We start from the raw sequence: 19,581 nt of genomic DNA, 5'->3' as shown, positions 1-19,581 counted from the left end.
TATCCAACAACTACTTCGCCCGAAACATAGACTTTGCCTACGCATTTCAACCCCGAAAGGTACTACCTCATGCACTACGACAGCTCCCTCGTTGAAGCGCGCATACGCCGGTTCCGGGCCGAACGGATCGAACCGGCCGTGTACCGCCGCACTACGCCGCTCAATGTCACCGCGTGGGAAGTCCCGGACGAGCCGGTGCCCTTCGCGGAAGCGGTAAGCAACTCCTTCCTGCCATTCTCCATAGGGTCGGCCTGGGGCAAACCCTGGGGAACGGTGTGGTTCCACGCCACAGGATCCATCCCTCCGCAGTGGGCAACGGAGGCCGATACGCGCGCCGAACTGGTGGTCGATCTGGGCTTTACGAGTGCACAGTCCGGCTTCCAGGCGGAGGGAACTGTGTACACTCCCACGGGCCGGATTGTTAAAGCCGTTGAGCCGCTCAATCGTGCTGTAACCCTTAATATCAACGACGACGGCGCTGTCGACTTGTACATCGAAGCCGCAGCCAATCCGAATGTCGCCCAGGACTTCGTCTTCACCCCCACCCCTTACGGCGATAAGGCGACGGCAGGCGACGAACAGCTCTACCGCCTCAACCAACTGGACATCGCACTGCTCGACGTCCCGGTATGGGAACTGCAGCAGGATTTCACGGCACTCGTCGGACTGCTGGAGCAGCTGCCGCCGTCGTCCCCGCGCCGTGCCGAAATCCTGCGCGCCCTGGACCGGGTGGTCGATGCCATGGATCCCGATGACGTTTCCGGAACCGCGGCAACCGGCCGGGCAATTCTCGAACCGGTGATGGCCAAGCCGGCGACCGCCAGCGCCCACCGGCTACACGCCGTCGGGCACGCGCACATCGACTCTGCATGGCTCTGGCCGACCCGTGAAACGGTACGCAAAGTGGCACGGACCTTCTCCAACGTTTGCGACCTCATCGACGCCAATCCGAAATTCGTGTTCGCTGCCTCTTCGGCACAACAATACGCATGGCTCAAGGAGTCCTATCCCGAACTTTTCAACCGGGTGAAGGAAAAAGTGGCGTCCGGCAATTTCGTTCCAGTCGGTGGGATGTGGGTTGAGTCCGATACCAACCTTCCCGGCGGAGAGGCCCTGGCCAGGCAGTTCGTCGCAGGAAAGAACTTCTTCCTCCGCGAATTCAGTATCGACTGCGAAGAGGTGTGGCTCCCCGACTCGTTCGGCTACTCGGCAGCCCTCCCCCAGATCGTGGCAGCTGCCGGTGCGAAGTGGTTCCTCACCCAGAAAATATCCTGGAACGAAACCAACGTCATGCCGCACCATACTTTCAACTGGGAAGGGATCGACGGCACACGGATCTTCACCCACTTCCCGCCCGTCGACACCTACAACTCGGACCTTGGCGGGGAAGAACTGGCGCGCGCCGAACGGCAGTACGCGGAAAAGGGAATCGGCACGACCTCCTTGGTCCCGTTCGGTTATGGCGACGGCGGTGGCGGGCCCACCAGGGAAATGCTGGCAGCGGCAAAACGCGTCGAATCCCTCGAGGGCTCGCCGACGGTTACGCTGTCCAGTCCGCGTACGTTCTTCCAGGATGCCGAATCCGAGTACCCCGAACCGCCCGTGTGGTCGGGTGAACTGTACCTTGAGTTCCACCGCGGCACTTATACCTCGCAGGCCCGGACTAAACGGGGAAACCGACGCTCCGAGCATCTCCTCCGCGAAGCCGAGCTTTGGGCGACAACAGCAACGGTGCGCACGGGAGCGGCGTATCCGGCGGAGGCTTTGGAGAAGATCTGGCACACCGTCCTGTTGCAGCAGTTTCATGACATCCTGCCCGGAACGTCAATCGCCTGGGTCCATCAGGAGGCGGAACGGAACTATGCCGACGTCGTTGCCCGGCTGGAGGCAATCATCGATACTGCCGCACGGGCGCTGCTTGGCGACGGCGAGGAGACCGCCAGCCTCAACGCGTCACCTTACGAAGTTTCGGGCGTGCCCGCCATGAGCGGCGCACGCCTGACCACTCCTACCGAAACGTCGAACCGGATTACCGAGGTCGACGACGGTTTCGTTGCCGACAATGGCAAGGTCCGGATGCGGGTGGACCACGCCGGGCTGATTCGGTCAATCGTGGACCTCGCCGCCGACCGCGAACTCGTACCCGCAGGTGCCGCGGCGAACCTGCTGCAGCTGCACCGGGATACGCCGACGCAATGGGACGCCTGGGACATTGACGAGCACTACCGGCGCAATACCGAAGACCTGTCAGGGGCGGTCAAGCTGGAGGTCGCCCGTGGCGAAGTCCAGGATGCCCTTCGCATCACCCGTGAATTCGGTGCTTCGCGTCTCGTACAGACCCTTCGCCTGGAAGACGACGACCCCACGATCAACATCTCGACGGAGGTTGATTGGCATGAGCAAAAGAAGTTGTTGAAGTTGGCCTTCCCGCTTGATGTCCATGCCGACCGTGCCGCTTCTGAAATCCAATTCGGGCATGTGTATCGCCCCACCCACGCGAACACGTCCTGGGACGCTGCACGGTTCGAAACGTCCGCCCATCGATGGGTCCACGTCGGGGAGGAAGACTACGGCGTCGCCGTGGCCAACGATTCGACGTACGGCCACGACATCACGCGCACGCGTGCTGAAAGCCGCGGCAACACCACAACGGTCCGTCTGTCTCTGCTGAGAGCGCCCAAATTCCCCGATCCACAAGCCGACCAGGGAGAGCACACCATGAACGTTTCCCTGCGCATCGGGGCTTCAATTCCGGACGCAGTCCGCGAAGGCTACCGGATGAATCTACCCGTGCGGACCGTCACCGGAGTCGCCAGCTCCACAGCTGCACCGTTGTTTAGCGTCAGCAATCCAGCCATAGTTGTCGAGGCGGTGAAGATGGCAGAGGACGGAAGCAACGACGTCGTTGTCAGGTTGTACGAAGCCCATGGCACAAGGGCGCGCGGCACCGTGGCGGCTGACTTTCCGGTCGCATCGATCATCGAAACTGATCTGTTGGAGAGGGAGGTTTCCGCCAGTGGGATCACCGCGCATTCCGACGGCGCGGCAAAGCTTGAGCTGCGGCCATTCCAGCTTGTCACGCTGAGGTTCTCGCCCCAGGCCTAAAATGCTAATAGAACCGATGTGACTGGAGGTCCTCCGCTGAGCGCCGTGCCCAAAACCACCGCCCGCCGGGGCACAAACCTGCCCCGGATGGGCGACTTCAACCAAACCGTGGTTTTGGATGCGATACGCCGATCACGCAGTGGACTAAGCAGGGTTGAGCTTGCAGCCGCGACCGGACTCTCCGCCCAGACCCTCTCCAACATCGCCAAGAGACTGCTGGACCAAGCTCTTGTGGTGGAGTCCGGCAAAATCCAATCCGCCAGGGGGAAGCCACGCACCGTTCTCAGTCTGAATCCAACCGCCCGGTATGCCGTTGGAGTACACCTTGATCCGGCGATTACAACGTGTGTCATCCTCGATCTCAGCGGAAAAGTGGTGGCCCGTTCGACGTTCCGCACCCCCACGGCGACCGATCCCGAGGTGACCATCGACGTGATGGTGACAGTCATTACCGACCTGTTGGACCAAACATCAGTGGATCAGGACCGCGTGATTGGGATCGGTGTTGCCTCGCCCGGCCCTGTTGATTGCACACGCGGAATAGTGGTCAATCCGCCCAATCTTCACGGTTGGCAGGATGTGCCCATCCGCGACGCGCTGAGCCGCAAAACTGGTCTTCCTGTCGTTCTTGAAAAAGATGTAGCGGCCGCCGCCGTCGCTGAAATATGGGGTGGCGACTGGAACAGCCGTGAGTACTTCGTCTTCGTTTATCTCAGCACAGGAATCGGCATGGGACTTGTTTCAGGTGAGGGCGTGATTCGCGGCAGCACGCAAAACGCCGGGGAGGTCGGTCATATCGTCGTCGACCCCGATGGACCAGAGTGTGTCTGTGGCCTCCGCGGATGCCTCGCCGTCACCTGCATGCCGGCCAATCTAGTCGATGAGGCGCACGAACTCGGTGTCTTACCTGACCCAGTCGACACGTCAGATCCACTCAGTATCGAGACTGCCTTCATCCTGCTCTGCAAAGCCGCCAACTCCGGCGACGAACTAGCGCGCGCCATCATCGAACGGTCCGCCCGGCGGGTCGCCAAGGCCGCCTCTGTGCTGACCAACGCTCTGGACTTTAACCGTGTCGTCTTCGGAGGTCCATATTGGCCGATGCTTTCCGAGGTCTATCTCGATATCGTTCCCGAAGCGCTCCACGCTCTCACCGTGGAGCATTCAATTCACCCTCTCCAGGTGGACGGTACCGTACTCGGAACCGATGTCGGTGCGGTGGGCGCCGCCTGTACTGTCTTCAACAACGCCATATCACCACAAACGAAACGGCTCTTGCTCAGCAGCTAGAGTCCGATCAGAGGAATGGTTTCGCCGTTAGGATCCTGACCTCGATGAGGCGGCCGTTCGGGGCGGTGTAGCTGACCGTATCGCCTGGTTTCTTGCCGTAGATCGCAGCTCCGAGCGGGCTTCTTTCGCTGAAGACGTCCACGTCGCCATGGTCGGAAATTTCCCTGCTGCCCATCAGGAATCGCTCCCGGTGGCCGGCGATTTCGGCCTCGATCAGCATTCCCGGCTCGACCACGCCGTCGTCGTCGGGGGAATGTACGCGTGAGTTCTTCAATAAGGCGGTCAGTTGGCGGATCCGCGCTTCCACGGAGCCGGGCTCCGCGCCGCTTCGGTTGTTGCGTTCGTCCAGCAGTACATCCAACTCGCCCTTCAGCCGGTCGTACGACTGCTGAGTGAGCCAGGAAATGGGTGCGGTTTGTGGAAGCATTTTCCTCATCCTTCTATGAGCAAGCAGCTGCTGGAATTCACCGGCGGCTTTCAGGCATACAAAAAGCAGAAAAATAAAAAAGGCCAACCGGTGGATCTTCAATTCTATCTGAAAGAAATCGGTTAGCAACTGGGAGAAAAAGTCCAGGACTGGCTTTTTTATTTTAAGTGGGTATGGTTCCTAGTATCTACCTAGGAAAGGCAGTGATCCAGTTGTCAGGCAAATCTCCACAGAACTCCAAGGCCAAAAAGACGGGCAAGACGATCTTGGAAAAGAGAGCCGATAAGCGGGCGAAGGCAGAGTCCAGCGACCTGCAATTCGTGAAGCCCCGCAAGAGCCGTAAGGCGTAAGTCATTGCGCTCAGGCTAATCTGAGCCGAATTCCTGGACGCCCAGCGCCATTCGTCGAAATCACGACGGCGGCGCTGGGCTTCCTGCGTTAAGAACTTTTCCGCTTTTTTGCGGGTTTTCTTACCGACAATGCAAGAAATAAACAAAAACCGTTCGGATTCGGCTTTTCTAATAAATCCGGACCTGTTTATTTATTTCCTGCCCCTGTTAAAACCCCGCCGGAATCTCTGACCAGTCCATCGACCTGACTGTCGGTCAGATACGTCAGCGCTCCAAGAATTTCGGTAAGCCTGCCGCGCTGGTTTTTAGTGAACCGCGTTGGGTCGAGGATGTCACTCACCCACAGCCCGTCCATAGCAAGACGGACCAGGATCCGCATTGCCCTCGACGGTTCCTTCTCGCTGCGCGTCGCGCCATCGAGCCAACGGTTCAGGTATAGCAGGGACTCAGCGAGGTTGGGACGATTGATGGCGGACGACAATAGAGCCGCCTGGTCCCGGTCGCTGTTGGCATACACGTCCGAAAAGACCTTGATATAGGCGCGTTCATCAGCGCCATCGTGAATGGGATCGGCCTCGGCCAGAACCCCGAGCTCGTGAACCAGCTCTATGATGATTGACTCGACATCACGCTCGATCTCATCGATCGGCGCCCCGGGCCTGAACATCGCTCCTCCAGATACTCAAGCGGCACATCCGCACCAATCAAGTCTAGCCAACTCCGCGGCGGAAAGCCCGTTTCAAGCCTTTTACATAGCACCCCTTCCCGCCGCACCGATCGATTGCTACACTTGCTACACCGGTATTCAGGAGGTTACGACGGTGTCTACGATTCCGCATCGACAGCTACGCAATGAAAGCAGCAAGATTCTCCAACGGGTCAAGAATGGCGAGACGGTTGAAGTAACCAACAATGGCGACGTGGCCGCAGTCCTTGTACCGCCGTCGTCATCTCCTTTTGAGCGCAGGCTGCTGGCCGGCCATATCCGGCCCGCCGCGGCCATTGGGGTCGTCGATCTGATCACTGTTGAGCGGGTCCCGTCCCCGGAAAGCACGGCTGAAATACTGGCCGACGTGCGTGGGGACCGATGATTATCTATGTCGATACCTCGACTGCGCTGAAGCTCGCCATCGAAGAGACCGAGTCCGATGCCCTCGCCCAGTACCTCTCCGAAGCGCAACGGCAAGGTGACATCCTCATCGCATCCATGCTGCTTTATACCGAACTCCATTGCGCCGCACAACGCCTTCCTGCACCGCCTCCGGCCGCTTCCATCAACAGCATTCTCCGGACGATCAACCTGGACGATATCGACCGCAGCGATCTGATGCTTGCCGCCGCCATGCCGGGGGCGCTGCGCAGTGCAGACGCCATCCACCTTGCTACTGCGCTTCGTCTGAGCGTCGACCAGTTCGTCGCCTACGACGCAGAACTGCTACAGGCCGCAGAGAAAGCGGGGCTGAACATTGCCAGTCCCTCCTGACTACGCTTATCCCATGGCTGCCGCTGAAATCACGCCCCGCGGTGCCGGACCGGAGCACCTCGACGTCGTCATCGTGGGTGCAGGACTGTCGGGCGTCGGCGCCGCCTACCGGTTGCAGACCGAGTGCCCATCCAAATCCTTCACCCTGCTCGAGGCCCGGGACACGATCGGCGGCACCTGGGACCTCTTCCGCTACCCCGGCATCCGCTCGGACTCCGACATGTTCACCCTCGGCTACCCGTTCCGCCCCTGGACCGGTGCCAAATCAATGGCCGACGGCGCGACCATCCTGTCCTACATCCGCGACACCGCCTCCGACGCCGGCATTACCGAACGCATCCGGTTCCGGACGAAAATGGTCAGCGCCGCCTGGTCCTCTGCGGACACCCGCTGGACGCTGGAGCTGGAAGTGAGCGACGACGGCGGCAGCACCGAACGCCGGACCCTCACCTGTTCCTTCCTCTACTCATGCACCGGCTATTACAACTACGAACGCGCCTACCGGCCGGACTTCCCCGGCATCGAAAAGTTCGCCGGCGACGTCGTCCATCCCCAGTTCTGGCCCGAGGAGTTGGACTACCAAGACAAGCGCGTCGTCGTGATCGGCAGCGGCGCCACCGCAGTGACGCTGGTTCCGGCCATGATTGATGACGCCGCCCACGTCACCATGCTCCAGCGCTCCCCCAGCTACATCGCCACCGTGCCAAGCACCGACAAGTTCGGCGATGCCGTGCGGAAACATCTGTCCGCAAAGATGGCCCACCGGCTGACCCGCGCCAAGAACATCCTCGTGACATCCGGCTTCTACCAGCTGTGCCGGCGTCGTCCCGAAATGGCGAAGAAGCTGCTCCGCAGGCAGGCCCGGAACGTGCTGGGCGATGACGGCCAGGTACAGGAACACTTCGTCCCCACCTACAACCCTTGGGACCAGCGGCTCTGCGTCGCACCCGGGGCAGATCTGTATCACGCGCTCAAATCCGGCAAGGCGTCAGTGGTCACCGAACGGATCGACACCTTCACTCCAAGCGGCATCCGGCTGGCCTCGGGCAGGGAACTGGCAGCCGACGTCGTCATCACCGCCACCGGGTTGTCCATGCTGCCGCTGGGCGGCGTGGAATTCACCGTCGACGGACAGCCTGTCGATCTGGGCCGGACGCAGGTGTACCGGGGCGTGCTGCTCAGCGGCCTGCCCAACCTGGCAGTCTGTGTCGGCTACACGAACGCCTCCTGGACCCTGCGCGCCGACCTCAGTTCGCGATACGTCTGCCGGCTGCTTAAGCACATGGACAAACACGGCTACCGCTCCGCCGTCCCGGATCCAGGCGAGGCCGTCGGGCAGAAACCTCTGATGAATCTGACCTCTGGCTACGTCCTGCGTGCCGCCGAAGCCTTCCCCAAGCAGGGCAGCCGCAACCCGTGGACCATGCGGCACAACTACCTGCTGGATGTTCCCTCGGCACTGCTGGGAAATGTTTCCGCGGAAATGAAGTTCGACGCTGTCCCGTCACCTCACGACGCTGTCCCGTCACCGCGGGCGGAAAGGACCGCCAACGACGTCGATGCGGCGGGGGTTGGACGGTGAAGATCCCTGCCTACAATTTCCAGCACGGAACGGCGGTCGTCACCGGTGCCGCCGGAGGCATTGGCGAGCATCTTGCGTATGGGCTGGCCGGGCGGGAAAGTGCGCTCGTGCTGGTGGACCGGGATGCGGTGGGACTCGCCGTCGTCGCCGAAACCATCCGCAAAAGGCACCCAGAGTTGAGTGTCGACACGCATGTGGTGGACCTTGCCGACGCCGACGCGGTGACCGAACTGGCGGAGGACATCCTTGCGGCGACGCCGAAGATCTCGCTGTTGATCAACAACGCCGGAGTCGCGCTCGCCGGAAGCTTCGACCAGGCCGGCATCGACGACTTCGACTGGGTGATGGCCGTCAACTTCCGGGCGCCGGTGCTCCTGACCCACGCCCTGCTCACCCGGATCAAGGAATCCCCCGGCAGCCATATCGTGAACGTGTCCAGCCTGTTTGGACTCGTCGCGCCGAAGGGACAAACCGCGTACTCGGCCAGCAAGTTTGCACTCCGCGGCTTCAGCGAAGCCCTGACCAGCGAACTTGGACCGCAAGGAATTGGCGTTACGACCGTGCATCCCGGCGGAATCCGGACCAACATCGCCAGGAACGCGCGCATGTCGGGATTCCTCTCAGCCGCCGAGCAGGCCATAAGGAAGAAGAACCTCGAACGTCTACTCACGTTCCCTCCAGATAAGGCAGCCGAACTGATCCTCGACGCCGTCCAACACCGCAAGCGACGACTGCTGATCGCCGCCAACGCCAAGCTGCCCGACGTCGTCGTACGCCTCGCGCCGTCATCTTTTGGGACATTTGAACGCACTCTGGGCAGAGCGGACGATTTCCTCCGCGCCAGAGGTGCACGGAAACAGGGCTAGGTCTCCCCTGACCTGTCGCCGCGGCGGAACGCTGGCTACGCTGGTGCCATGTCCAAAGTGGTTTTCTATACAGCGACGTCGCTCAACGGGTACATCGCGGACGAGGCAAATTCGCTCGAGTGGCTGTTCGCCGTCGAAGCTCCGGATTGGCAGCAGTACGAGGAGTTTTTCGGCGCGGTCGGGGCCATGGTCGAAGGTTCGACGACGTACGAATGGGTGCTGAACTTTGAAGGCCTGCTCGAGCAACCGGAAAAGTGGGCGGAGCTTTACGGGAGCAGACGGACCTTCGTGTTCACCAGCCGGGAACTGCCCAAGCCCGACGGCGCCGACGTGCAGTTTGTGAGCGGGGGCGTGGCCGATACTTTTCCGGCGATAGCGGAAGCCGCGGGCGACAAGGACATTTGGGTGGTCGGAGGCGGCGACCTGGCCGGTCAATTCCTCGACGCCGGACTGCTCACCGAACTCCAGATCTCCGTCGCCCCGGTAGCGCTGACCGGCGGCGCTCCCCTGCTCCCCCGGCGGATCGAGTCGGACCGTCTGAAATTGCGCACCGTCGAAAAGATGGGGCAATTCGCCCACCTGATTTTCGACGTCGTCACCCCTGAAGATCCGGACCCGGCACCCGCGCCCGCCACCGCCACGGCCACGACCTCGGCCACCACCGCCACGACCACGGCCGCGGCCACGGCAGAAGCGTAAGTCCCGGGATGGGTAATCCACTCTTTGACCTCACCGGGCGCATCGCGTTGGTCACCGGTTCCAGCCGCGGCATCGGCAAAGCGCTCGCCGCAGGGCTGGCCGATGCCGGAGCCACCGTAGTGCTGCACGGCGCCAACGCCGAACGGCTCGAGTTCGCACGGGCGGAATTCGCGGACCGGTTCCCGGCCGGCCGGGTTCATGCTGCAGCCTTCGACATTACGGACAGCAAGGCGGTGACTGAAGGCATCAATTGGATTGAGGAAAACGTCGGTCCGCTGGAGGTACTCGTCAACAACGCCGGGATCCAGCACCGTGTTCCGATGCTCGACCTCGAAGCGGAAGATTGGGACCGCGTGATCCGCACGGACCTGACGAGCGCGTTCCTGGTCGGCCGCGAAACTGCCCGGCACATGCTGCAGCGTGGCTCCGGCAAGATCATCAACATCTGCTCGGTCCAAACGGATCTGGCGCGGCCGACCATTGCGCCGTACGTGGCGGCCAAGGGTGGATTGCGGAACCTCACGCGCGCCATGACCGCCGAGTGGGCCGGCCAAGGTTTGCAGATCAACGGAATTGCTCCCGGGTACATCCACACCGAAATGACCCAGAACCTGGTCGACGACGAGGCCTTCAACAGTTGGATCCTGGGACGGACGCCGGCTGCCCGCTGGGGCACGGTTGAGGATCTGGTCGGGCCGGTCGTGTGGCTGGGCTCTGAAGCCTCCAACTTCGTGAATGGACAGGTCATTTTTATCGACGGCGGCATGAGCGTCGTCGTTTAGGTACCTGCGGCGTTGTCCAAGTTCGAGCGTATTAGCTAAGGGAGCGGAAACAGTGAACGAATCGGAGGCGCTCGCCGCGGCACAGGCACACGCCCGCGAACCGACGCCCGCTGCCATGGGCACGCCCGCCGTCGTCGTGCATAGCGCCGGTGACCTGCGGGTAGAACCCGTCGACGCACCCGCACCGCGTCCGGATGAGGCGATTGTGGAAATTGCCTATGGCGGTATCTGCGGCTCCGACCTGCACTATTGGACCCACGGTGCCGCCGGCGATTCGATCCTGCGCGAGCCCATGGTGCTGGGCCACGAGGTGGTGGGCACAGTCATTAGAGCTGCGGCCGACGGATCCAGCCCGGACGACGGCGTCGACGTCGCCGTGCATCCCGCAACCCCCGGGACCGCACCAGGTAGGTACCCGCAGGACCGCCCCAACCTGTCGCCCGGCGGAACGTACCTGGGCAGCGCGGCCCATCTGCCACATACCCAAGGCGCATTCGCGAAGTATGTGGCTCTGCCCGGGCGGATGTTGAGACCGTTGCCGGACGGGTTGTCGCTGCGGGATGCGGCGCTGGCCGAACCTGCCAGCGTGGCCTGGCACGCCGTCGCACGCGCCGGAGAAGTGGCAGGAAAGCGGGTACTCGTGATCGGATGCGGGCCGATCGGATGCCTTGTCATCGCCGTCCTCAAACGTGCCGGTGCCGGAGAGATAGTCGCCGTCGATATGCACGACAAGCCCTTGGAAATCGCCCACGCCGTTGGAGCAACTTCCACCCTTATGGCCACCGATGCCGACGCGATCGCCGTCGTCGAAGCCGATGTAGTCGTGGAGTCCTCCGGAAATCCGCGCGGCCTGTCCTCGGCCATTCGGGGAGCCATGCGTGGAGGGCGGGTGGTGATGGTGGGCCTCCTGCCGGGCGGAGAGCAGCCAGCGCTCATTGCCACGGCGATCACGCGCGAACTTGAGCTTGTCGGGTCCTTCCGATTCAACGATGAGCTGGACGAGGTGTTGGAAGCTATGGCGGACGGATCCCTGCTAACGGCGCCGATCGTCACGCACGAATTCGACAGCGACGATGCGTTGGAGGCATTCGAGATCGCCAAGGAGCCGTCTCAGTCGGGCAAAGTGTTGCTGAAGTTCTAACCACCCACGAAGAACAGGATCAAAAATGGACTGGAAAATCGAGCTTGTTGCCATCCCCGTGACTGACGTCGACCGCGCGAAAGCGTTCTATGTCGATCAGGTCGGATTCCATCCTGATCATGACCACCGGGTCAGCGACGAGGTTCGTTTTGTTCAACTGACACCGCCTGGCTCAGCTTGTTCCATTGTGCTGGGAAAAGGCATTACGGACATGAAACCCGGTTCGCAGCTCGGCGTGCAGATCGTCGTTCCCAATGCCACCGAGGCGCGGCAGCACCTGGTCGAGAACGGCGTGGATGCGAGCGAGGTCGACGAACAGCCTTGGGGTCGGTTCGTTTATTTCTCGGATCCGGACGGCAACACCTGGAGTCTGCAGGAGATTCCGGGTCGGTAAGCGGTAGCCGGTGGCGGAGGGCCGGGTGCCGATAGCCGGTGGCCCGGTAGTCGGTGGCGCCGTGGTCGTTGGCCCGGTAGTCGGTAGTCGGTAGTCGGTAGTCGGTAGTCGGTAGTCGGTAGTCGGTAGCCAAGTTTGAGGAATCGAACGAAGTTATCCACATTGCCTCCAACTGGCCCTTCTAATCGAACATGTATTCGACTATGCTGAGTACATGGACATCACCGGCAAGTCAGGCAAAGTTGTGGGAGAACTGTATCCCGCTCCTGACCGGTACTTGCTCGGTCCGCACTATAACCACCCTCGCGGTGAATGCACTTGGAGGTGCACTGGACGGCAGATTTTCCGGCTTCAGGAACCATCGCACCGGGACCCGCTCGAAGAGGCGGCCTCAGCTGCGGAATCGTCCGTTGCCGAGCGCATCTACCGCGAATACGCGAAGCGTATCGGCCACGAGGACGCCATCTCTGCCCTGGGAGATACAGCATGGATGTTGCCATGGTTCCGCGCCGAGAATACGCCAAAGAAGGCTCGACTAAAGCGTAAAGCACGGATGAAGGCCGCACTGCCGCCACGGAAGTATCTCAACCGGAAACGCGCCGAACTGGACGGCAGCGGCACTGATACCAGCGGTGGCGCAGGAGTTGACTCCGATGGTCCCGGTCGGGCTGCAGATGCGGAGGAACTCAGCGACCGGGCCGCCCGCTGGTCGGCCGCGACCGGACCCGAACTGGCCCCCATGATCGCTGAGGTGGAATTCGCCTCCCTCGACGATGCTGAAACGATCGAGTACCTCAAAGCCGCCACCCGGCTTGCAGCCTGGGCCGAGTCCCGCCGGATCGGTGCCATGCACCGGTTCACCGAACACCGGCCCAACATGGGAGACGAGGCCGGCAACTTTGAGGCTTTCAGCCGCTACGCCGGCGGTGAGATCTCCGCGGCCCTGAGCATCTCTCCCGGCAGTGGCAGGCACCAGCTTGGCCAATCCTGGTTCATCTACAAACACCTCCCCGCCTCCCACACCGCCTTGAGCGAAGGCAAACTCAGCCTCGCCCACGCTCGAATGATCATGCAGAACTGCCCACCGGCCAACGCCGATGACACCGCCCGGTATGAACACGAACTTCTTGATCTCTGCGAAGGACTCAGCCCCGCCCAGCTCGACAAGCAAGCCATGCGGGTCAGCAACGACATCAATCCCACCAGCCTCGAAGACCGCCACCAGAGCGTCCGGAAAAGCCGCAAAGTCACCTTCACACCCCAGCCCGACGCGATGACCGAGATCTACGCCTACCTGCCGGCCGTCGAAGCGGCAGCCATCGAAGACAACCTCGAACGCATGGCCCGCTCCCTGCAAGGACCGGACGAGTTCCGCAACCACACACAACTCAAGGCCGACGTCTTCACCGACCTTCTCCTCGGGAAACAATCCGCCAACGGCACGGTCCCACGCGCCGAAGTCCTCATCACCATCCCGGCACTGACGCTGATGGGCCACTCGAACCAGCCAGGCGACCTGGAAGGCTATGGTCCCGTCCCCGCCGACGTCGCACGCCGCCTCGCCGGTGAATCTAAGAGCTGGTACCGGATCCTCACGGATCCCTTTACCGGATCAGTCCTCGCCTACGGACGCAAACACAAGAAACCACCCGCAGACTTGAAACGGCTGCTCCGTGCCCGCGACGGACACTGCAGATTCCCCGGCTGCAACCGAAGACCAGTCGGCTGCGATATCGATCACACCAAAGCCCGCGAAGACGGCGGACTCACCGATCACGATAACTGCGCCCACCTATGCAAAGCCCACCACAAGGCAAAACATGAAGGCGGATGGAAACTTGAACAACTCGATGCCGGCATCCTCCGCTGGACCGCACCCACAGGCCACACCTACAAAACCAGACCCGACTACACCAGCAAACCACCCGAGCTGGAAAACGTGCTGCCTCCCTTCTGAGTTTGGCCTGCCGAGTTCGCCCTGACTCCCGTCGGTTCTTATGGCCGGACGCTCTGCCGCCGGGATGGTCGCCGGTGAGGACGGTCAAGTGTGGCTTATAACACTTATTCAGAGACCGTTCAAGGTTTTTGTTCCAAGTGTTGACGGGGCGTTATCGGTCCCTAATAGTGAAAATACCTGGGCAAGGACGCCCGTCGAAACGGAGGCATTGTGAAGCGCAAATCGTTAGTAACCAGCAGAAGAAAAAGCGGACTCGTTTCAGCCGTTGTGGCGGGGATGCTCCTTTCGACCGTGGGGGTCGCGACTGCAGATACGCGGTCTGCGCCTCCGCCAGCTGAGCCTGACATTGACGCGATGATCGCCGGCATGACACTCGACGAAAAAATCGGCCAAATGACATGGACGCATGTCTATGGATCCTCGGCAGATGACACCTCTATGGCGGCGAGTAATCAGGCACGTTACGGCGTGGACACACCGGCACAGGTCGTGGAGAAGTACGACCTCGGCGGCGTCCTTTATTTCGCGTGGTCGGGCAACACTGACAATCCAACCCAGATCGCGGGGCTTTCCAACGGTCTCCAGAAGACCGCTATGGGAGCGGACGGCGATGGCATTCCGCTGGCTGTCACTATCGATCAGGAAGGTGGCCTGGTCGCCCGCATCGGTCCGCCGGCCACTGTGCTCCCCGGCAACATGGCTCTCGGTGCCACCTTTGACCCGAAGCTGGCACATGCGCAGGGTGAAATCCTCGGCTCCGAGCTTCGTGCGATGGGGATCAACGTCGATTTTGCACCCGTGCTTGACCTCAATTCCAACCCGGATAACCCCGTCATTGGGATTCGCTCCATGGGCGAGGATCCCGACGTCGTCAGCGCCCTCGGCGTGGAACAGATCAACGGTTTACAGCAGTATGTGGGCGCAGCGGCGAAGCACTTTCCGGGCCACGGTGACACATCCGTCGACTCGCATTATGGATTGCCCACAGTCACCTACGATCGCGAGACGTTGAACAAGCATCTGGAACCGTTCCAGGCTGCCATCGACGCGGGTGTGGACATGGTTATGACCGCCCACATCATTGTCGAAGCCATTGATCCGGACATGCCTGGCACGCTCTCCCACAAGGTACTCACCGGACTGCTTCGTGACGAGATGGGTTTCGAGGGAGTTATCACCACCGACGCACTCGACATGGCGGCGATGGCCGACGAGTGGACGCAGGAAGAGATCGCGGTAATGGCCATCCAGGCTGGTTCCGACATCCTGCTCAACTCGCCCGACGTCGATGCATCGTTTGCCGGAGTCCGCGCCGCAGTCGCTTCCGGCGAGATTACCGAGGACCGTCTCGATGAATCGGTCCGACGCATCCTTGAGTGGAAGGTGGAGCGCGGGGTCTTCGAGAATCCTCTGGCCGATCCCGACAAGGTCACATCCGTCGTCGGTAATCCCGCACACCTTGCCACCGCGAACACGATCTCTGACCGTGCGGCCACCCTCTTACGCAATGAGGCAGACACTCTGCCGCTTGCTCCGAGTAGCTCGGTACTTATGGTCGGTGCTGGTTCCGGTTGGCCTGAACTCATGGGACCAATGCTCGCCGATCAGGGATTTGCGGTGACCGAAGACTACGAGAATGGATCCTCTCCATCAGCGGAGTACCGGGCGCGTGCAGTCGCGGCTGCTGAAGGTGTCGATGCTGTCGTATTCACCTCCAATAATGCGACTGGCAACGCCGCTCAGCAACAGATGGTCGCGGAGTTATCGGCGACCGGAACACCGGTCGTTGTGGTCGCGACCCGGAATCCGTACGACATCAGCGTCTTCCCGAAGGCAGACGCCGTCATCAACAGCTATGGCGTCAAAAAGGTGAACTTCCACGGGACTGTGCGTGCCATCGCTGGTGAAATCAACCCCAGCGGCAAGTTGCCCGTCAACATCCCCGAGGCCAACGGCGAGGGCGTGCTCCTGCCTCTGGGCTTCGGCCTCGATTATGGCATCAAGGCGACGCCCGGGGATGTTGTCTTCGCCGATCGGCCCGGGCGGGGACAGGACTCCTTTACGGTTCCTGAAGCTGAGGGCGTGGATTACCTCCTTAATGGCGAGGTAGTCGCGGCGGGTACCTATCGGAAGGCACGGACGGTCTCCATCACGGCAGTCGCCCAGGACGGGTACTACTTCGATGACGCCGTCACCAGTTGGTCCTACACGTTCACGACCGGAATACCTGGTCAGGATGTCCCAACCGGTGACGCCGATCAGTAACAGCTGACCTAACGCGGGGTTGCCAAGCGGCGAAGAGGCGGGCAACCGGAGACGGGCGTTGGCAATCCTCCGCACAATGACTCGTTGAAGTACAAGCGTTTCAACAACCACACTTGAAAGGCGCACATCCATGGCTTTAAACCGCAGAGATCTGATCAGCGCAACTGGACTTGGCGCAGCCGTCGCGGTGGCTGCACCGTTCGTATCCGGGGCTGCCGCTCAATCGCCATCAGGCCAGAGGAGGGGCAACGGCGGGACGTTGACCAACGGCGCTGATGTCGCGGCCGCTGATAATTGGAGCATTTTCAACGGACGAAAAGTCGGCATCATCACCAACCCCACAGGTGTGCTGAAGAACTTCCGCTCGATCGTCGATGACATGGCCGGTCAGGAGGTCGATGTACGCGCGGTCTTCGGTCCTGAGCACGGATTCCGCGGAACGGCTCTGGCAGGAGACAGCGAAGAAACCACCGTTGATCCCCGGACCGGAATCATTGTCTACGATGCCTATGGTGCGCAGGCCGTGGACCTTGCAGCCTTCTACCGGGACTCCGGAGTCGATACTGTGTGCTTCGACATCCAGGACGTCGGCGCGCGTTTTTACACCTATATCTGGACGATGTGGGAAGCCATGCAGGCGGCGTCGCAAACCGGTGCTGGTTTCGTCGTGCTTGACCGCCCGAACCCGATTGGCGGCCAGGCACGCGGGCCGGTGTTGCAGGACGGGTTCCAATCCGGGGTGGGAAAACTCGGCATAGCACTGCAGCACGGCATGACAGTCGGCGAACTCGCCAGGTATTTCAATGCCGTGCACTTGCCGGAGGCCGGCCTCGAGCCGATACGGGACCTCCAGGTGGTCGAGGTACAGGGTTGGCATCGCGAAATGACCGGACCCGATCACCGGGCATCCTGGGTGATGCCGAGTCCGAACATGCCGACGCCGGAAACGGCCACGGTCTATCCAGGCACCGCGTTGTTTGAGGCGACGAATATGTCGGAGGGGCGCGGGACGACGCGCCCGTTCGAACTGATCGGCGCTCCCTACGTCGACTACCGGTGGGCCGAAGCGTTGAACAGCAAGCGGCTCAAGGGGGTCGAATTCCGGGAAGCCTATTTCTCGCCAACCTTGTCGAAGAATCGGGGCCTGGTGTGCGGCGGTGTGCAGGTACACATCCAGGATGCAGACAGCGTCGGGGCGGTGGAACTAGGTACGCACATGATCGTCGAGGCCAAGCGGCTGTATCCGGAATTCGATTGGCGCGGCGATGGGGGTCGTTGGATGGACCTGCTGAGCGGATCTGCCCGTTTCAAGGAGCAGGTCAATGCTGGCGAGAGCGCGGAGACGATTATTGGCGCCTGGCAGGATGAGCTGAAGCAGTTCGTACGCGATACCCGGGAGTTCCTCGTCTATGGCGGGCCGCGGTCTTGAGGCGGCTTCTCACCGGCGTAGTAGCTGTAACGATCGTAAGTGTGGTGCTGAGCGGAGCCGGCGGAATGGCACGCGCCGCCGAGCCTGTGGACGGCGCCAGCCAACAGGATAGGGGGCACGAAATGGGCGCCGAACGGCGCGCGGCCGGTAAATTCGACATGCCTCTCGACGCTTTCTCGCCGTCGAACACCCGGCTGAAGGAAGCGAACCCTGGTTCAGTGGGATTGGATGAGTCGGTAATTGATGCCGCCTGGGAACAGTTGGACGCCTACGCGAACCCTGTGGATTCTGAGACCAAACCGTTGTACGCGTCCGCCGTCGGCATAATGGCACACCAAGGGCGGATCGTCGCAACGCACGCACATGGATTCTCCCGGCTGTATGCCGATGGAGACGGTACGAAGTTGCCCGAGGCCGAGCGGCTCAGGGCAACCGAGAACACCATTTACGACATGGCGTCCGTGACGAAACTGTTCACGTCTCTGTTGGTCATGCAATTGGTCGAAGAGGGAGAAATTGACCTTGATCAACCGTATTCCAGTTACGTCCCTGAGTTTGGGAACAACGGTAAAGAAGGCATCACGCTCCGGCAGATGCTCACCCATACGTCCGGGCTAAAGCCGTGGCTGCCGCTGTGGAGTGCATATGACACTGAAGAAGAACGCATTCAGGCAGTCATGGAAACAGCGCCGGTCAACGAACCTGGATCAGCCTATGGTTACAGCGACCTCAATCTGATCGCGCTGGGCCTATTGGTTGAGAAGGTCACCGGGAAACCTCTCGACCGCGCCCTCGAGAACAGAATCACGGGCCCGCTCAAACTGGTCGATACCGAATTCAATCCGCCAAAGCATAAGCTGCGTCGGATCGCCGCAACCGAGTATCAATCGGCCGCAGGTCGCGGCATGGTGTGGGGAGAAGTTCACGACGAGAACGCGTGGAGTCTTGGTGGTGTCGCCGGGCATGCGGGAATTTTCTCGACCGTTAGCGATATGGCGATTTTGTCGCAGACGTTGCTGAACGGTGGTGTCTATGACGGCAAGCGCATTTTGGAGCAGGAAACTGTTGAGTTCCTGCTTGAGAATCAGAACGAGGCCTTCCCCGGAAATGCTCACGGTCTGGGGTTCGAGCTGGATCAGATGTGGTACATGGGCGGTCTGGCGAATGAAGCCGCCGCAGGCCACACCGGCTACACAGGCACGTCGATCGTCATCGATTACAAGTCGCGTTCCTTCGCGATTCTGTTGACGAACGCGGTGCATCCCAGCCGTAGCTGGGGCTCGACCAATCCAGCCCGCCGGACCGTGGCTGATGGATTAGCGGGCGCCCTCGGAGTCTTCCCCCGCAAGGGCAGCACGGAATGGTCCGGCGGTGCTGACAACAGCTCGGAGAACACGTTGCGGACCAGCGTGGCCGTCCCGGGTGGTGCGGCGCTGTCTTTCGACGTCTTCGCCGACAATGAGGAAACGGATACCTTCGCAGTAGAGACCTCTGCGGATGGCGGCAAGACGTGGACGTTATTGCCGTACACGGTACGGACCGGTTCCACGGACCAAGGCGAGACGGTCCGCACGAACGGCACCTACAATAACCGCGGTGATCGTACGTGGGGCAAGGCGACTGCGGAGATACCAGCAAGTGGCCAGCACTTGATCCGGTGGCGCTACACTACGGATGCCAACACCCTTGGACGGGGTGTTTTCGTGGACAACATTCAAGTGAAGACCGGGAAGATGACCGTTCTCAACGGGGAAAAGGGTTCCTCTGTTTTCATCGCTGATGGGTTCATCGAAGTGCGCCGCTAGCCCGCC

17 protein-coding genes are annotated in these 19,581 nt (G+C 61.3%); 15 read left to right on the top strand and 2 right to left on the bottom strand.

Annotation, left to right across the window (positions count from 1 at the left end; translation table 11 throughout):
* The first annotated feature begins 69 nt into the window (after positions 1 to 69).
* Entirely contained in the window at positions 70 to 3,105 is a 3,036-nt protein-coding gene (locus ACX80B_RS07470) for an alpha-mannosidase (RefSeq protein WP_459294658.1), read from the top strand.
* Between the two features lie 18 nt (positions 3,106 to 3,123).
* Positions 3,124 to 4,395, top strand: a complete 1,272-nt coding sequence (locus ACX80B_RS07465) for an ROK family transcriptional regulator (protein ID WP_459294656.1) — start codon at positions 3,124 to 3,126, stop codon at positions 4,393 to 4,395.
* A gap of 7 nt (positions 4,396 to 4,402) precedes the next feature.
* On the opposite strand, the gene ACX80B_RS07460 is transcribed toward ACX80B_RS07465, so the two are convergent.
* The gene (locus tag ACX80B_RS07460) at positions 4,403 to 4,822 is read right to left on the bottom strand and encodes a GreA/GreB family elongation factor (protein WP_459294654.1); all 420 of its coding nucleotides are present in this window, start codon (positions 4,820 to 4,822) and stop codon (positions 4,403 to 4,405) included.
* A 203-nt stretch (positions 4,823 to 5,025) separates the two neighbouring features.
* Here ACX80B_RS07460 and ACX80B_RS07455 point away from each other — a divergent pair, with 203 nt between their 5' ends.
* Positions 5,026 to 5,172, top strand: a complete 147-nt coding sequence (locus ACX80B_RS07455; RefSeq protein ID WP_459294652.1) for a hypothetical protein — start codon at positions 5,026 to 5,028, stop codon at positions 5,170 to 5,172.
* 187 nt (positions 5,173 to 5,359) lie between these two features.
* On the opposite strand, the gene ACX80B_RS07450 is transcribed toward ACX80B_RS07455, so the two are convergent.
* Positions 5,360 to 5,839, bottom strand: coding sequence for a TetR family transcriptional regulator (locus tag ACX80B_RS07450; RefSeq protein WP_459294650.1), 480 nt, complete (start codon positions 5,837 to 5,839; stop codon positions 5,360 to 5,362).
* A gap of 154 nt (positions 5,840 to 5,993) precedes the next feature.
* Here ACX80B_RS07450 and ACX80B_RS07445 point away from each other — a divergent pair, with 154 nt between their 5' ends.
* The 12 genes from ACX80B_RS07445 to ACX80B_RS07390 all read left to right on the top strand — a co-directional run bounded on the left by ACX80B_RS07445 (position 5,994) and on the right by ACX80B_RS07390 (position 19,575).
* Positions 5,994 to 6,263 carry a type II toxin-antitoxin system Phd/YefM family antitoxin gene (locus tag ACX80B_RS07445; RefSeq protein WP_459294648.1) on the top strand — a complete coding sequence of 90 codons (270 nt, stop codon included), beginning with the start codon at positions 5,994 to 5,996 and terminating at the stop codon, positions 6,261 to 6,263.
* Entirely contained in the window at positions 6,260 to 6,655 is a 396-nt protein-coding gene (locus ACX80B_RS07440) for a type II toxin-antitoxin system VapC family toxin (protein ID WP_459294646.1), read from the top strand. The genes ACX80B_RS07445 and ACX80B_RS07440 overlap by 4 nt, the downstream gene beginning before the upstream one ends.
* Before the next feature lie 13 nt (positions 6,656 to 6,668).
* A complete protein-coding gene (locus ACX80B_RS07435) occupies positions 6,669 to 8,237 on the top strand; it encodes a flavin-containing monooxygenase (RefSeq protein WP_459294644.1) in 1,569 nt (522 codons plus the stop codon).
* Positions 8,234 to 9,103, top strand: a complete 870-nt coding sequence (locus tag ACX80B_RS07430; protein WP_459294642.1) for an SDR family NAD(P)-dependent oxidoreductase — start codon at positions 8,234 to 8,236, stop codon at positions 9,101 to 9,103. Before ACX80B_RS07435 ends, ACX80B_RS07430 begins: the two co-directional genes overlap by 4 nt.
* A 48-nt stretch (positions 9,104 to 9,151) precedes the next feature.
* Positions 9,152 to 9,802: a dihydrofolate reductase family protein gene (locus tag ACX80B_RS07425; RefSeq protein WP_459294640.1), complete on the top strand. Its 651-nt coding sequence runs from the start codon at positions 9,152 to 9,154 to the stop codon at positions 9,800 to 9,802.
* Between the two features lie 8 nt (positions 9,803 to 9,810).
* Complete coding sequence (locus tag ACX80B_RS07420) at positions 9,811 to 10,584, top strand: SDR family NAD(P)-dependent oxidoreductase (protein WP_459294638.1); 774 nt, start codon at positions 9,811 to 9,813, stop codon at positions 10,582 to 10,584.
* A 115-nt stretch (positions 10,585 to 10,699) separates the two neighbouring features.
* Positions 10,700 to 11,725 carry an L-idonate 5-dehydrogenase gene (locus ACX80B_RS07415; RefSeq protein WP_459294962.1) on the top strand — a complete coding sequence of 342 codons (1,026 nt, stop codon included), beginning with the start codon at positions 10,700 to 10,702 and terminating at the stop codon, positions 11,723 to 11,725.
* A gap of 25 nt (positions 11,726 to 11,750) precedes the next feature.
* On the top strand, positions 11,751 to 12,119 hold the full coding sequence (locus tag ACX80B_RS07410) for a glyoxalase superfamily protein (RefSeq protein ID WP_459294636.1): 369 nt from the start codon (positions 11,751 to 11,753) through the stop codon (positions 12,117 to 12,119).
* A 214-nt stretch (positions 12,120 to 12,333) separates the two neighbouring features.
* On the top strand, positions 12,334 to 14,076 hold the full coding sequence (locus ACX80B_RS07405; protein WP_459294634.1) for an HNH endonuclease signature motif containing protein: 1,743 nt from the start codon (positions 12,334 to 12,336) through the stop codon (positions 14,074 to 14,076).
* A gap of 276 nt (positions 14,077 to 14,352) precedes the next feature.
* Positions 14,353 to 16,341 (top strand): glycoside hydrolase family 3 protein, encoded by a 1,989-nt coding sequence (locus tag ACX80B_RS07400; protein ID WP_459294632.1) that lies wholly within the window; start codon positions 14,353 to 14,355, stop codon positions 16,339 to 16,341.
* A 130-nt stretch (positions 16,342 to 16,471) separates the two neighbouring features.
* Positions 16,472 to 17,770, top strand: coding sequence for an exo-beta-N-acetylmuramidase NamZ family protein (locus tag ACX80B_RS07395; protein WP_459294630.1), 1,299 nt, complete (start codon positions 16,472 to 16,474; stop codon positions 17,768 to 17,770).
* Between the two features lie 41 nt (positions 17,771 to 17,811).
* The gene (locus ACX80B_RS07390) at positions 17,812 to 19,575 is read left to right on the top strand and encodes a serine hydrolase domain-containing protein (protein WP_459294628.1); all 1,764 of its coding nucleotides are present in this window, start codon (positions 17,812 to 17,814) and stop codon (positions 19,573 to 19,575) included.
* The last annotated feature ends 6 nt before the right edge of the window (positions 19,576 to 19,581 follow it).

The organism is Arthrobacter monumenti (assembly GCF_054511255.1).
Note: the sequence above shows the minus strand (reverse complement) of the source record. Positions and strands in the feature narration are given on the sequence as shown.

Excerpts from the sequence above, each read along its gene's own strand:
- ACX80B_RS07420 (WP_459294638.1), top strand. The coding sequence starts at position 9,811 with ATGGGTAATCCACTCTTTGACCTCACCGGGCGCATCGCGTTGGTCACC.
- ACX80B_RS07450 (WP_459294650.1), bottom strand. The coding sequence starts at position 5,839 with ATGTTCAGGCCCGGGGCGCCGATCGATGAGATCGAGCGTGATGTCGAG.
- ACX80B_RS07410 (WP_459294636.1), top strand. The coding sequence starts at position 11,751 with ATGGACTGGAAAATCGAGCTTGTTGCCATCCCCGTGACTGACGTCGAC.
- ACX80B_RS07395 (WP_459294630.1), top strand. The coding sequence starts at position 16,472 with ATGGCTTTAAACCGCAGAGATCTGATCAGCGCAACTGGACTTGGCGCA.
- ACX80B_RS07405 (WP_459294634.1), top strand. The coding sequence starts at position 12,334 with ATGGACATCACCGGCAAGTCAGGCAAAGTTGTGGGAGAACTGTATCCC.
- ACX80B_RS07425 (WP_459294640.1), top strand. The coding sequence starts at position 9,152 with ATGTCCAAAGTGGTTTTCTATACAGCGACGTCGCTCAACGGGTACATC.
- ACX80B_RS07460 (WP_459294654.1), bottom strand. The coding sequence starts at position 4,822 with ATGCTTCCACAAACCGCACCCATTTCCTGGCTCACTCAGCAGTCGTAC.
- ACX80B_RS07440 (WP_459294646.1), top strand. The coding sequence starts at position 6,260 with ATGATTATCTATGTCGATACCTCGACTGCGCTGAAGCTCGCCATCGAA.
- ACX80B_RS07435 (WP_459294644.1), top strand. The coding sequence starts at position 6,669 with ATGGCTGCCGCTGAAATCACGCCCCGCGGTGCCGGACCGGAGCACCTC.
- ACX80B_RS07400 (WP_459294632.1), top strand. The coding sequence starts at position 14,353 with ATGCTCCTTTCGACCGTGGGGGTCGCGACTGCAGATACGCGGTCTGCG.
- ACX80B_RS07470 (WP_459294658.1), top strand. The coding sequence starts at position 70 with ATGCACTACGACAGCTCCCTCGTTGAAGCGCGCATACGCCGGTTCCGG.
- ACX80B_RS07415 (WP_459294962.1), top strand. The coding sequence starts at position 10,700 with ATGGGCACGCCCGCCGTCGTCGTGCATAGCGCCGGTGACCTGCGGGTA.